Consider the following 13,163-nt stretch of genomic DNA (forward strand, 5'->3'; position numbering starts at 1 on the left):
TTCCTCGTCTCCGGTTGTCTGTCTCCGGTTGTCTGCCTGGCACTCTCGGCTCATGAGTGCCAGCGCCCCTGAGCCAGTGTACGGCCGGTGACCACGGCCAGGGCAAGGGTGGCCCCGGACGGAAAGGTAACCCGGCTCGGCCGGCATCGAACGGGCGTCATCCCCACGATGGCGCTAGCGTCGCCGTATGGAGACCGATTGGGAAGCTCTCGCGCCGGGGGTGGTGCGCCGGCGCATGCCCGGCTGGGACGAGACGGTCGGCGCCGTCGCGGGCGGCGCGGGGGTGCTGGTGGTCGACACCGGCGCGAGCCTGCGGGAGGGCGCGGGGATCCGGCGCCGGCTGCGCGGACTCCTCGGCCGACCGGCCACCCATGTGGCGCTCACCCACCCGCACTTCGACCACGTCCTGGGCACGGCGGCCTTCGCCGGGGTGGAGGTCTACGCCGCCGTGGGGGCCGACACGTGGCTGGCGCGCTCCAAGGACGAGCTGCGGGACGACGCCGTGCGGCACGGCATGGACCGCGAGGAGGCCGCCGAGGCCGTCGACGTGCTCGTCCACCCGCACCACCGGGTGGTGGGCGATCTCACCGTCTCGCTGGGCGACCGGGAGGTGCTGCTGGCCAACGTGGGACCCGCGCACACCGCCCACGACCTGGCGGTCGTGGCCCCCGGCGTCCGAGGCGGGCGGGACGTCGTCTTCTGCGGGGACCTGGTGGAGGAGTCCGGCGAGCCGCAGGCGGGCCCGGACGCCCACCCCGCCCACTGGCCGGCCGCCCTGGACCGGCTGCTCGCGCTGGGCGGCGAGGACGCGGTGTACGTGCCCGGCCACGGGGCCGTGGTGGACGCCGCGTTCGTCCGGGCGCAGCGCGACGCGCTGGCACGGCGCTTCGGCGTCGCGTAGGGGCGGGCGGAGCGGCCCCGGGGCCGCTCCTTCGGGTTTCGCAGCGGGGCCCGCGCGTCAGAATGAGCGCATGCGCAGCAGACAGTACGGTCCCGACCTGACCCCTCCCTGGAAGCGGAAACGGCCCGTGCCCGAGGTGCCCGCCGAACCGGACCTGGTGGTGGAGGAGGTCACCACCGGTTTCTGCGGGGCCGTGGTCCGCTGCGAGAAGACCGCCCAGGGGGTCACCGTCACCCTGGAGGACCGCTTCGGCAGGCACCGCGTCTTCCCCATGGAGCCGCGCGGCTTCCTGTTGGAGGGGAAGGTCGTCACCCTGGTGCGGCCACGGGCGGCGGCGCCCGCCCCGTCCGCGCCCCGGCGCACGGCATCGGGGTCGATCGCCGTACCGGGTGCCCGCGCGCGAGTGGCGCGCGCGGGGCGCATCTACGTGGAAGGGCGCCACGACGCGGAGCTGGTGGAGAAGGTCTGGGGCGACGACCTCCGGATCGAGGGCGTCGTCGTGGAGTACCTGGAGGGCGTCGACGACCTCCCCGCGATCGTGGAGGCCTTCGGCCCCACCCCGGACGCGCGGCTGGGAGTGCTGGTGGACCACCTGGTGCCCGGCTCCAAGGAGTCGCGGATCGCCGAGCGGGTGACCGACGAGAACGTGCTGGTCGTCGGGCATCCGTACGTGGACGTCTGGCAGGCGGTGAAACCGTCCGCGCTGGGCATCGGCGCCTGGCCCGACGTCCCGCGCGGCCGGGACTGGAAGACGGGTGTGTGTCGGGCGCTGGGCTGGCCGGAGAACACCGGCGCGGCGTGGAAGCGGATCCTGGGGAGCGTGCGCGGCTACACGGACCTGGAACCGGAGCTGCTCGGACCGGTCGAACGGCTGATCGACCACGTCACGGTGGGCGGCCCCACCGGACCCGTCGGCCCCTGAGCCCTTCGCGCCTTCGCGCCCTCCACCCGCCCGGGTACGGCACGCGGTGCCGGACCGGACGTGGCATCGGGCGTCGGACCGGGCGTGGCATCGGGCGTCGGACCGGGCGTGGCATCGGGCGTCGGACGGATGCCGGGCGGATGCCGGACAATGGGTCCCATGCCTTCCGCACTGCCCGACGGCGAGCCCGTCCCCGCCGACGGGACGCTGCCCGCGTCCGCCCTGGCGGACGCCGCACGGCGTCCGCTCGGTTTCTACCTGCACGTTCCGTACTGCGCGACGCGCTGCGGCTACTGCGACTTCAACACCTACACCGCCACCGAGCTGCGCGGCTCGGGCGGTGCCCTCGCCTCCCGGGAGAACTACGCGGACGTCCTGGTCGAGGAGGTGCGGCTGGCCCGCAAGGTCCTCGGCGACGATCCGCGGCCGGTGGAGACGATCTTCGTCGGCGGCGGCACCCCGACCCTGCTGCCCGCCGCCGACCTGGGACGGATGCTGGCCGCGGTCCGCGAGGAGTTCGGACTGGCGGACGGCGCGGAGATCACCACGGAGGCCAATCCGGAGTCCGTCGACCCGGCGTACCTGACCGGGCTGCGCGAAGCCGGCTTCAACCGGGTCTCCTTCGGGATGCAGAGCGCCCGGCGGCACGTGCTGGCCGTCCTGGACCGCACCCACACCCCCGGCCGTCCCGAGGCGTGTGTGGCCGAGGCACGGGCGGCGGGCTTCGAGCACGTCAACCTGGACCTGATCTACGGCACCCCGGGCGAGAGCGACGACGACTGGCGGGCCTCGCTGGACGCCGCGATCGGCGCCGGTCCCGACCACGTCTCGGCGTACGCGCTGATCGTGGAGGACGGCACCCGGCTGGCCGCCCGCATCCGGCGCGGCGAGGTGCCGACGACGGACGACGACGTGCACGCCGACCGCTACCTGATCGCCGAGGAGAAGCTGTCGGCGGCCGGGTTCGACTGGTACGAGGTGTCCAACTGGGCGACCTCGAAGGCCGCCCGCTGCCGCCACAACGAGCTGTACTGGACCGGCGCCGACTGGTGGGGCGCGGGGCCGGGGGCGCACAGCCACGTCGGAGGCGTGCGCTGGTGGAACGCCAAGCACCCCGGCGCGTACGCCCAGGCCCTCGCCGAGGGGCGCTCGCCGGGGGCGGGCCGCGAGGTGCTGGACGCCGAGGACCGCCGCGTAGAGCGGATCCTGCTGGAGCTGCGGCTGGCGGACGGCGTCCCCCTGGACGTCCTCGCCCCGGCGGGGGCGCGGGCGGCCGAGCGTGCGCTGGCCGACGGTCTGCTGCGCCCAAAGGCGTACGGGCGGGGCCGCGCGGCGCTCACCCTGCGCGGCCGGCTGCTGGCCGACGCGGTGGTCCGCGACCTGGTGGACTAGCCGGGCGGCGGGCGCGCCGTCCCGCTCGCGAGCGCGGGCGCGCCGGACGCGGAACCACCACGGCGCCCTCCCGACGGGCCCGGGGAACAGCGAGTCCCGCGCCGTCCGACGGCCGTTTGACGACGCCCCCGGCAACCGGGACCAGGGGACACGGGGGTGGGGCGGCCCGCGGGCCGCCCCACCCCCGTCGGGCCGGCCTCAGACCTCGCGGGCGCCGGTGTACATCTCCTCGATGAGGTGACCGAACTCGCGCTCCACCGCGGGCCGCTTCAGCTTCAGGCTCGGGGTGAGGTCGCCGTGCTCGACGTCCAGGTCGCGCGGCAGGATGCGGAACTTCTTGATCGTCTGCCAGCGCTGCAGATCGGAGTTGAGCCGCTGGACGTACTCGTCGATCAGTCGGTGCACCTCGTCGGAGGAGACGACCTCGGCGTAGCTCCTCCCGCCCAGGCCGTGCTCCTCGGCCCACCCCATGATGGACGGCTCGTCGAGCGCGATGAGCGCGGTGCAGAAGTTGCGGTCGGCGCCGTGCACCAGGATGTTGGAGACGTACGGGCAGACCGCCTTGAACCGGCCCTCGACCTCGGCGGGGGCGATGTACTTGCCGCCGGAGGTCTTGATCAGGTCCTTCTTGCGGTCGGTGATCCGCAGGTAGCCGTCCTCCGACAGTTCGCCGATGTCGCCGGTGTGGAACCAGCCGTCGTCCTCCAGGACCTCGGTGGTCTTCTCGGGCAGCTTGTGGTAGCCCTGCATGATGCCGGGTCCGCGCAGCAGGATCTCCCCGTCCTCGGCGATGCGCACCTCGGTGCCGGGCAGCGGCTTGCCGACGGTGCCGGTGCGGTACGCCTCACCGGGGTTGACGAAGCTGGCGGCGCTGGACTCGGTGAGGCCGTAGCCCTCCAGGATGTGGACGCCGGCGCCGGAGAAGAAGTAGCCGATCTCCGGGGCGAGGGCGGCCGAGCCGGAGACGCAGGCGCGGAGCCTGCCGCCGAAGGCGTCGCGCAACTTGGCGTAGACGAGCTTGTCGGCCACCGCGTGCTTGATCCTCAGACCGGCGGGCACGGAGGCCACCCCGGTGCGGCGGAAGTTGTCCTGGGTGGTCCTGGCGTACTCGCGCGCCACTCCGGCCGCCCACGTGAAGATCTTGTACTTGGCGCCGCCGCCGGCCCGCGCCTTGGCCGCGACGCCGTTGTAGACCTTCTCGAAGATGCGGGGCACGGCGGCCATGTAGGTGGGCCGCACCACCGGGAGGTTCTCGATGATCCTGTCGACCCGGCCGTCCACGGCGGTGACGTGACCGACCTCGATCTGACCGGCGGTGAGCACCTTGCCGAAGACGTGCGCCAGCGGCAGCCACAGGTACTGCACGTCGTCGCTCGTCACCAGCCCGGTCGTGGCGATGGCCTTGGCCATGTACGACCAGGCGTCGTGGGGCAGCCGCACGCCCTTGGGCCGGCCGGTGGTGCCGGAGGTGTAGATCAGGGTGGCGAGCTGGTCGGAGCGCAGGGAGGAGACGGTCTTCCGGACCGCCTCGGGGTGCTCCTCCAGGTACGCCCGGCCGCGCTTGCGCAGCTCGTCCAGCGACAGCACCCAGTCCTCGGGGTCGTCATCGGCGGCCCCCGCGTCCGCCGCCTCGACGACGACCACGTGGGCGAGGTCGGGGAGCTCGGCGCGGCGCTCCCGCGCCTTGGCCACCTGGTCGGCGTCCTCGGCGATCAGGACCCGGCTCTCGGAGTCGGCGAGGATGTAGGCGGTCTCCTCGGCGTTGGTGCTGGGGTAGACGGTGGTGGTGGCCGCTCCGGCACACAGCACGCCGAGGTCGCACAGGATCCAGTCCACCCGGGTGTTGGAGGCGATGGCGACCCGTTCCTCGGGCCGCACGCCCAGGCTCATCAGCCCGGCCGCGATCGAGAAGACCCGTTCGGCGGCCTCGCCCCAGGTCAGGGAGTGCCAGTCGTCGGGCCCCCTTCCGGAGGCGGGCGGCACGGGATAGCGGTACGCCTCGCCGTCCGGAGTGGCCTCGACGCGCTCCAGGAAGAGGTTCGCCACCGAGGGCGGACGGTTCTCGATCAGGGACTGGTGGTCGCTCACAACATCCTCCGGGGCCCGCGACGGTGCAGGGGGTGGCTCAAGGCCCGGTGTACCGCGAGTGTCGGGGTGGCGAGTGGTCTTTTGCGGTGCGTGTCGGTACCTGATGCGTGGTGCCCGGTTCCGCCGCCAGGAGGGTGCGTACCTGTGCGTACCGGGTTGTGCGTATCGGGTGACTCGCGAGTAACAACCGAGCGGACGATCAGGGTAGGCCGGAACGCCCCACCGTGAAAGGGCTTGCGCACCGCTTCCGTCAAGCCGTGACCTCCGCGAGACATGTCCCACACGACCGGCTCACCGCCCGGCGGGCCGTTCGGGACCGCGTCCGGCACCCCCTCGGCGCTCCCGCGGCGCCCCGCGGTGCTTCCACGAGGGCCGCACGCGCGTGAGGGCGCCCGCCCCGGGAAGGGGGCGGGCGCCCTCGGCGACCCGTCGGGCGCCGGGCTACTTCTTGCCCTTGCCCTCGCCACCGCCGCCGGCGGCGGAGTCGGAGGAGAGCGCGGCGATGAAGGCCTCCTGCGGGACCTCCACACGGCCCACCACCTTCATGCGCTTCTTTCCCTCCTTCTGCTTCTCCAGCAGCTTCCGCTTCCGGGAGATGTCACCGCCGTAGCACTTGGCGAGCACGTCCTTGCGAATGGCGCGGACGGTCTCGCGGGCGATGACGCGCGCCCCGATGGCCGCCTGGATGGGCACCTCGAACTGCTGCCGGGGAATCAGCTCGCGCAGCTTCGAGGCCATCCGGACGCCGTAGGCGTACGCCTTGTCCTTGTGGACGATCGCGGAGAAGGCGTCCACCTTGTCGCCGTGCAGCAGGATGTCGACCTTCACCAGGTCGGCGGTCTGCTCGCCGGTCGGCTCGTAGTCGAGCGAGGCGTAGCCGCGGGTCTTGGACTTCAGGGCGTCGAAGAAGTCGAAGACGATCTCCGCCAGCGGAAGGGTGTAGCGCAGCTCGACACGGTCCTCGGAGAGGTAGTCCATCCCCTGGAGGTTGCCGCGCCGCGACTGGCACAGCTCCATGACGGCGCCGACGAAGTCGCCCGGCGTCAGCACGGTGGCCCGGACGACCGGCTCGTGCACCTGGGCGACCTTGCCGGTCGGATACTCGCTGGGATTGGTGACGACGTGCTCGGTGCCGTCCTCCATCTCCACCCGGTAGACCACGTTGGGCGCGGTGGCGATCAGGTCGAGCCCGAACTCGCGCTCCAGCCGCTCGCGGATCACCTCCAGGTGGAGCAGGCCGAGGAAGCCGACGCGGAAGCCGAAGCCGAGGGCGGCGGACGTCTCCGGCTCGTAGACCAGCGCGGCGTCGTTGAGCTGGAGCTTGTCCAGGGCGTCGCGCAGCTCGGGGTAGTCCGAGCCGTCCAGCGGGTAGAGGCCGGAGAACACCATCGGCTTGGGGTCCTTGTAACCTCCCAGCGGCTCGGTGGCGCCCTTGGAGAACTGGGTGATGGTGTCGCCGACCTTGGACTGGCGGACGTCCTTCACACCGGTGATCAGGTAGCCCACCTCGCCGACGGACAGGCCGTCGGCGGGCAGCATCTCCGGACTGTTGGTGCCGATCTCCAGCAGCTCGTGCGCGGCGCCGGTGGACATCATCTGGATGCGCTCGCGCTTGGAGAGCCGGCCGTCGACGACCTTCACGTACGTCACCACGCCGCGGTAGGCGTCGTAGACCGAGTCGAAGATCATCGCGCGGGCCGGGGCGTCCGCCTCGCCGACCGGGGCCGGAACCTGCCGGACGACCTCGTCCAGCAGGGCCTCGACGCCCTCGCCGGTCTTGGCGGAGACCTTCAGCACCTCCGACGGGTCACAGCCGATGAGGTGCGCCAGCTCGGCGGCGAACTTCTCCGGCTGGGCGGCCGGGAGGTCGATCTTGTTGAGGACGGGAATGATCGTGAGGTCGTGCTCCATCGCCAGGTAGAGGTTGGCGAGGGTCTGCGCCTCGATTCCCTGGGCGGCGTCGACCAGGAGGATGCATCCCTCGCAGGCGGCCAGCGAGCGGGAGACCTCGTAGGTGAAGTCGACGTGTCCCGGGGTGTCGATCATGTTGAGGATGTGGGTCTTCCCCTTCTCCTCGCCCTCGCCCGGGGCCCACGGCAGGCGAACCGCCTGGGACTTGATCGTGATGCCCCGCTCGCGCTCGATGTCCATGCGATCGAGGTACTGGGCACGCATCTGGCGCTGCTCGACGACACCGGTGAGCTGGAGCATCCGGTCGGCGAGCGTCGACTTGCCGTGGTCGATGTGCGCGATGATGCAGAAGTTGCGGATCAGCGCCGGGTCGGTACGGCTCGGCTCCGGCACGTTCGAAGGGGTCGCGGGCACGCAGGGTCCTGTCGGGTCATGGCTCGGGTTCGATACGTCTCCCCCATCGTCCCACGAGTGGCGGTTCCGGTCCGGTTTGGGAGGCCGAGAGGCCTGCTGGTAGCCTGACCGACTGTGCCTCATGCCCTCTCGCGGGCGGTCCGGCGCGCGGAGCGCGGCGGGAGCCGATGAGGGGACACCGAGCACGGAATCACACTCCGACCCATTCGAGAAGGCTCTTTCGTGGCGAACATCAAGTCCCAGATCAAGCGGATCAAGACCAACGAGAAGGCCCGCCAGCGCAACAAGGCGGTCAAGTCCGAGCTGAAGACCGCGATCCGTCGCACCCGTGAGGCCGTCGCCGCGGGCGACGTCGAGAAGGCCGTCGAGGCCGCGCGCGTCGCGAACCGGAAGCTGGACAAGGCCGCCAGCAAGGGCGTGATCCACAAGAACCAGGCCGCCAACAAGAAGTCGGCGCTGGCCCAGAAGGTCTCCGCTCTCCAGGGTTGATCCCTCAAGGGGCCGCCACCGAGCGGCCCGCTCCGGTGCCGAGTCGGACCACAGCGGACCCTCTCACCGCTCCGTACCGGCACCACCGCGCCGCACGCGGCCTGCGTTCGCCACGCGGGTGCGGCGCACCGAGAAGTACCGGGCCGAGAGCCTGAAGCGACCGCCCGCCGTGATCCCCCACGGCGGGCGTTTCGCGTTGCCGCGGGCGTTCGGCGGCACGTTCGGACCGCTCGGGGCCCGGACCGCCGCGAACCGGCCGCCCGAGCCGGCCTCAGCGGGAACGGGCCGCGCGGGCGACGACCATCACGGCCTTCTCCAGGGCGTACTCCGGATCGTCACCGCCACCCTTGACCGCCGCGTCGGCCTCCGCGACGGCGCGCAGCGCCACCGACACACCGTCGGCCGACCAGCCGCGCGCCTGCTGACGCACCCGGTCGACCTTCCACGGCGGCATGCCCAGCTCGCGGGCCAGATCGCCCGGCCGCATCCCGCGCGGGGGCGACAGCAGCTTGCCGACGCCCCGTACCCCCTGGGCCAGGGCGCTGGTGACCAGCACCGGCGCCACTCCCGTGGACAGGGACCAGCGCAGCGCCTCCAGTGCCTCCGGCAACCGGCCCTCCACCGCGCGATCGGCGATGGTGAAGCTGGACGCCTCGGCCCGGCCGCTGTAGTAGCGGGCGACGACGGCCTCGTCGATGGTCCCCTCGACATCGGCGGTGAGCTGGCTGCACGCACTGGCCAACTCGCGCAGATCGCTGCCGAGGATCTCCACCAGGGCCTGGCACGCCTCGGGAGTGGCCGAACGCCCCACGGCACGGAACTCGGCCCTCACGAACGCCTGCCGGTCGGCGGGCTTGGTCATCTTCGGGCAGGCCACCTCGCGGGCCCCCGCCTTGCGGGCCGCGTCCAGCAGCCCCTTGCCCTTGGCGCCGCCCGCGTGCACCAGCACCAGGGTGATCTCCTCGGCCGGGGACGCCAGATAGGCCTTGACGTCCTTGACCGTGTCCGCCGCCACATCCTGCGCGTCCCGCACGACCACGACCTTCCGCTCGGCGAACAGCGAGGGACTGGTCAACTCGGCGAGCGTGCCCGGCCGCAGGTCGGCGGGGGCCAGTTCGCGCACGTCGGTGTCGGCGTCGGCGGCCCTGGCGGCGTCGACCACCTCGCGCACGGCACGATCGAGCAGCAGCCCCTCCTGGCCCACGGCGAGCGTGACGGGGGCGAGGGGATCGTCGGTCGAGGACTTCCTGGTTTTTCCGGCCATCGCGGACCAGCATCCCATGAGCCTCCGACAGCGCGCCCCACCCCGAGGGCCCGCTCCGGAACCGAACGGGCGCTGTCGCACAATGGTGTGCCGTGACCGAAGCACGACGACACATCCTGGTGCTCCCCGACCGCGACGCCGCCGACGAGGTCGCCGAGGAGGCGACCGACCGCCTCGGGCTGCCCGAGGCGCCACGCCCGATCCGGGAGGCCCTGGCGGGCGAGGACGACGCGGAGGACGCCCAGTGGCTGGTCGTGGTCGAGGACCCGGCGGGCACCTACGACACGGCCGTGCTGGAGGCGCTCGTCGAGGAGCACGACGGCTGGCTGGAACGCGACTGAGACCGTCCGCCCCCGGCGGAACGGGCCCTCGACGCCTCATCTCCCGACGACGGCGCGCAGCATCCGGAGCTGACCGATCTCGGCGGCGTTCTTCATCAGTTCGGCGTTCACCCAGGCCGCCGTGTCGGCGACCGAGTACCCGGAGCCGTCCGGCCACGGGAACGGGGCGGCGGCGTCCAGATCGGCCTCGGTGAGCCCCTCCAGCACCTCCAGCCAGTCGGAGCGCAGACCGCGCAGCCGGTCGACGGCGGCCTTCCCCCCGCCCGGCCAGGTGATCTCCGTCCGCGCCGGTGGCGTCCGCCCCCGCACGTGGTCGACGGCCGTGCTCCACCACCAGCCGATGTGCCAACTCAGCCAGGCGACCGTGGGGACCGGGACGGGATCGGGCTCGGTCTCCGCCCAGTCCGGCACCCACCTGCCGTCGGCGGCCGGACGCACCGTCCAACAGCGGGACGCGGGCTCCCAGAGGAAGTCGTCGGGCTCCAGGCGCTCCAGGTGGTACTCGAACAACGCCCAGGTCAGGTCGAACTGTCGGCGCAGCAGATCACGTCGGGATGCGGTCACCGTTCGACCCTGACACACCGCCGCTCGCACGGGGAAACGGTTTGTCGGGCGGTGAAGCCCGGCCGGGGCCTGGCTCACCCCCCGGATGAACCCTCGGTGAAGCCTTCGGGCAAGGTGGTGTCTCCGGCGACCGGTGGACGTACATTCCCCACACCCCCACGTCCCGACCGGCTCGCCCAGGAGTGAGGTTGCCCCGTGGAGTGGCTGTCCACCGAAACCGTCCTCGGTGCCCTCGGCATCGCCGTGACCATCGCCGTCGTGGCCTACGACCGGCTCCGTCCCGGGCGGCGCCTCATCGGCTACCGGGTCCAGATGGACACCGCGATCGGCGCGGAGACCCGCCAGAGCCAGACCGGCGCCAGGCTCGGACTGTTCGGCGACGACCGGGAGCTGACCGACGCGACACTGGTGCTGCTGCGCATCGAGAACGACGGCGTCAAGGACATCGGCCAGGCCGCCTTCGAAGCGCCACTGTGCGCGGTGTTCGAGGGCCGCCGAGTGCTGGGGGTCGCCGTCACCGATCCCAACCCGCGCGGGTTGATGGAGCGCCTGACCCCCGACAACGGCCTGCGGTACGAGGGCAACCGGGTCCGCGTCCCTCCCCTGCCGCTGAACACCGGGGACCACTTCAAGCTGCTGGTCCTGCTCACCGGTGGCCCGGTGGGCGGCGGGGTCCACCTGGAGGGGACCGTCAACGAGGGTCGGATCAGGTCCAACCGCCAAAGCCGCGGCGGTCCCCGCACCATCTACCTCGGGTTGACGGCGTTCCTCGTCCTCATCGGCGGCATCGCCATCGGCACCCGGCTGGAGGGCACGCCGCCCCCGCTGGAGTGCGCCCGCGGCGAACTCACCGTCCTGGGATCCACCGCCTTCGCCCCGGTGATGGAGGAGATCTCCGCGGCGTACGCGGCGGACTGCGCGGGCGCGAAGATCACCGTGGAGGCCGGAAGCAGCGCGGACGGCACCCGCGAACTCGACGCGCTCGGCCGTGCCTCGGACGGCGGCGCTCCCGCCGCCATCGCGATGTCGGACGGCGTCGAACCGGACAACCGCCCGGAACTCCGCGGCCAACCCGTCGCCGTCACCCTGTTCGCGGTGGTGGTCGACGAGGACACCGGCGTGGAGGACCTCTCCCCGGCCGACCTGCGGCGCCTCTACTCCGGCGAGATCGACAACTGGTCGCGGCTCGGTGGTGCGGACCTGCCGGTCAGCCTCGTCAGCCGCCGCTCGGACTCCGGCACCCGCGGCGCCTTCCAGAAGCGGATACTCGGTGACCACGAGCCCGCCTCCTCGTCCTCCGACTGCCGGCACAAGGACGACGCCGACGCCCCGGTGCTGCGCTGCGAGCGCGGCAGCACCGAGCAGGTCCTGGAGGCCGTCGGCACCGTGCCCGGGGCGATCGGGTACGCCGAGTTCCAGGCGGCCGCCGAGGCCGAGAACGTCACCGTCCTGCGGCTCGACGGGGTCGCGGCCGACGTGGACGCGATCGGCCCGGTACCGGAGTCGGGGAACACGGACGGGTCGGGCGAGGGCCGCGGCGCGTACCCCTTCTGGGAGGTGGAGTACGCCTACACCTACACCCAGCCCCCCGCCGACTCCCTGACCTCCAAGTTCCTGGACTACCTGGGCGGCGGCACCGCGCAGAACGTCCTGCGCACCCACGGCCACCTGCCCTGCTCCGCGCCCGGAAACCAGTCGCTGTGTCAGAGAATGTGACGAGACGACACTTCACCGGTAACGGTGAACTCCGGCCCCGGAAGCGGTTTTTCCACGGAACGGGGCACCCGGCCACCGTCCCACCGAGTTGGACCGGGTGTGGGGGAGAACGACACGGTCGGACGCCCGGCGCCCGGGGCGGCACCACGAGGCCCCGGGCGGGCCCGTCGTGTCCACACCCTCACCCGCGTTCCCCGGTCCCCGTCGCGGTCGGTGCCCCCGCCCGCGCCCGTCCCCAACGGCTCCGAAAGGCGCTCCCATGTCCACCCGGCCCACCCGTCCGCTCGCCCTCCTGCTGACCGTCGTCGCCCTGGGCGCGCTGTCCGGCTGCGGAGGCTCCGGCGACTCCGGCAGCACCGACGGCACCGCGCGCGACCGGCCCGCTCCCACCCACACCCTGGCCGGTGGACGGGCTCCGACGTCGTCCCCGGACCCGTCGGCGTCCGCCGGGGACGGAAAGACCGGACGACTGCCGGGCCTCGGCCCGAAGACCCTGGCCCGGGTGCCCGACGACGCCCACCAGGTGGTGGTGGTGACCGGCGAGCACCGGGACTCCCCGCGCTCCACCGTCGTCCTCCACGAGCGTGCCGACGACGGCTGGCGGGCCGGTGAGCGGTGGCCCGCGCACAACGCCCTGCGCGGCTGGACCGACGACCACCGGCTCGGTGATCTGCGCTCGCCGATCGGGGTGTTCACCCTCTCCGACGCCGGGGGCCTGCTCCCCGACCCGGGCACCGAACTCCCGTACCACCGCTCCGGCGGCTTCACCATCGACGGCACCGGGTTCGAGGGCGAGCCGCTGGAGGGTTCCTTCGACTACGTGGTGGCCATCGACTACAACCGCGAGACGGGCGTCTCCCCGTTGGACTGGACCCGGCCCATGGGCGACTCGAAGGGCGGCGGCATCTGGTTCCACGTCGACCACGACGGACCGACGAAGGGGTGTGTCACCCTCTCCGAGCCGCACATGAAGGCCCTGCTGCGCGCGCTGGAACCGGAGTCGAACCCGGTCGTCGTCATGGGAGACGCCGCCTCTCTCGCCCGCTGACCCGACCGGCGCGCCGGTCGGACGGAGCCCGCACGGGCGGACCGACACGGAGGACGCCGGGCTCGTGCGGCTTTCCGGGGCCGAAGGGCCACCGGCCCGGGCCCCGGGCGGGA

Annotated in this window: 11 protein-coding genes; 7 read left to right on the forward strand and 4 right to left on the reverse strand. The window is 72.7% G+C overall.

Annotated elements, in window-relative coordinates; genetic code table 11:
- Positions 1-187: 187 nt before the first annotated feature.
- From F0L17_RS07635 to hemW, 3 genes are all read left to right on the forward strand, one after another.
- Positions 188-901, forward strand: a complete 714-nt coding sequence (locus F0L17_RS07635; protein WP_202917846.1) for an MBL fold metallo-hydrolase — start codon at positions 188-190, stop codon at positions 899-901.
- Between the two features lie 70 nt (positions 902-971).
- The gene (locus F0L17_RS07640; RefSeq protein ID WP_155070477.1) at positions 972-1,823 is read left to right on the forward strand and encodes a DUF3097 domain-containing protein; all 852 of its coding nucleotides are present in this window, start codon (positions 972-974) and stop codon (positions 1,821-1,823) included.
- Positions 1,824-1,982: 159 nt separating this feature from the next.
- Positions 1,983-3,215: a radical SAM family heme chaperone HemW gene (hemW, locus tag F0L17_RS07645; RefSeq protein WP_155070478.1), complete on the forward strand. Its 1,233-nt coding sequence runs from the start codon at positions 1,983-1,985 to the stop codon at positions 3,213-3,215.
- Between the two features lie 198 nt (positions 3,216-3,413).
- On the opposite strand, the gene F0L17_RS07650 is transcribed toward hemW, so the two are convergent.
- Together F0L17_RS07650 and lepA are read right to left on the reverse strand one after the other, a co-directional pair.
- The gene (locus tag F0L17_RS07650) at positions 3,414-5,303 is read right to left on the reverse strand and encodes an AMP-binding protein (protein ID WP_162465928.1); all 1,890 of its coding nucleotides are present in this window, start codon (positions 5,301-5,303) and stop codon (positions 3,414-3,416) included.
- Between the two features lie 441 nt (positions 5,304-5,744).
- On the reverse strand, positions 5,745-7,628 hold the full coding sequence (gene lepA, locus F0L17_RS07655) for a translation elongation factor 4 (protein WP_162465929.1): 1,884 nt from the start codon (positions 7,626-7,628) through the stop codon (positions 5,745-5,747).
- Positions 7,629-7,850: 222 nt separating this feature from the next.
- On the opposite strand from lepA, the gene rpsT reads away from it, so the two are divergent.
- The gene (rpsT, locus tag F0L17_RS07660) at positions 7,851-8,117 is read left to right on the forward strand and encodes a 30S ribosomal protein S20 (protein ID WP_162465930.1); all 267 of its coding nucleotides are present in this window, start codon (positions 7,851-7,853) and stop codon (positions 8,115-8,117) included.
- 271 nt (positions 8,118-8,388) lie between these two features.
- Here the strand turns inward: rpsT and holA are convergent, their stop codons facing one another.
- The gene (gene holA / locus F0L17_RS07665) at positions 8,389-9,381 is read right to left on the reverse strand and encodes a DNA polymerase III subunit delta (RefSeq protein WP_238419299.1); all 993 of its coding nucleotides are present in this window, start codon (positions 9,379-9,381) and stop codon (positions 8,389-8,391) included.
- Between the two features lie 92 nt (positions 9,382-9,473).
- Between holA and F0L17_RS07670 the strand changes: the two genes are divergently transcribed.
- Complete coding sequence (locus F0L17_RS07670) at positions 9,474-9,722, forward strand: hypothetical protein (protein ID WP_162465931.1); 249 nt, start codon at positions 9,474-9,476, stop codon at positions 9,720-9,722.
- A 36-nt stretch (positions 9,723-9,758) separates the two neighbouring features.
- On the opposite strand, the gene F0L17_RS07675 is transcribed toward F0L17_RS07670, so the two are convergent.
- Complete coding sequence (locus F0L17_RS07675) at positions 9,759-10,286, reverse strand: DinB family protein (RefSeq protein WP_162465932.1); 528 nt, start codon at positions 10,284-10,286, stop codon at positions 9,759-9,761.
- 195 nt (positions 10,287-10,481) lie between these two features.
- Here F0L17_RS07675 and F0L17_RS07680 point away from each other — a divergent pair, with 195 nt between their 5' ends.
- Together F0L17_RS07680 and F0L17_RS07685 are read left to right on the forward strand one after the other, a co-directional pair.
- Positions 10,482-12,002, forward strand: a complete 1,521-nt coding sequence (locus F0L17_RS07680; protein WP_162465933.1) for a substrate-binding domain-containing protein — start codon at positions 10,482-10,484, stop codon at positions 12,000-12,002.
- Positions 12,003-12,261: 259 nt separating this feature from the next.
- On the forward strand, positions 12,262-13,050 hold the full coding sequence (locus F0L17_RS07685) for a L,D-transpeptidase family protein (protein ID WP_155070480.1): 789 nt from the start codon (positions 12,262-12,264) through the stop codon (positions 13,048-13,050).
- The last annotated feature ends 113 nt before the right edge of the window (positions 13,051-13,163 follow it).

It is taken from the genome of Streptomyces taklimakanensis, from assembly GCF_009709575.1.
Taxonomy (GTDB): Bacteria; Actinomycetota; Actinomycetes; order Streptomycetales; family Streptomycetaceae; genus Streptomyces; species Streptomyces taklimakanensis.

Coding starts and splice junctions, on each gene's coding strand:
- F0L17_RS07635 (WP_202917846.1), top strand. CDS start 188: ATGGAGACCGATTGGGAAGCTCTCGCGCCGGGGGTGGTGCGCCGGCGC.
- F0L17_RS07640 (WP_155070477.1), top strand. CDS start 972: ATGCGCAGCAGACAGTACGGTCCCGACCTGACCCCTCCCTGGAAGCGG.
- hemW (WP_155070478.1), top strand. CDS start 1,983: ATGCCTTCCGCACTGCCCGACGGCGAGCCCGTCCCCGCCGACGGGACG.
- holA (WP_238419299.1), bottom strand. CDS start 9,381: ATGGCCGGAAAAACCAGGAAGTCCTCGACCGACGATCCCCTCGCCCCC.
- F0L17_RS07685 (WP_155070480.1), top strand. CDS start 12,262: ATGTCCACCCGGCCCACCCGTCCGCTCGCCCTCCTGCTGACCGTCGTC.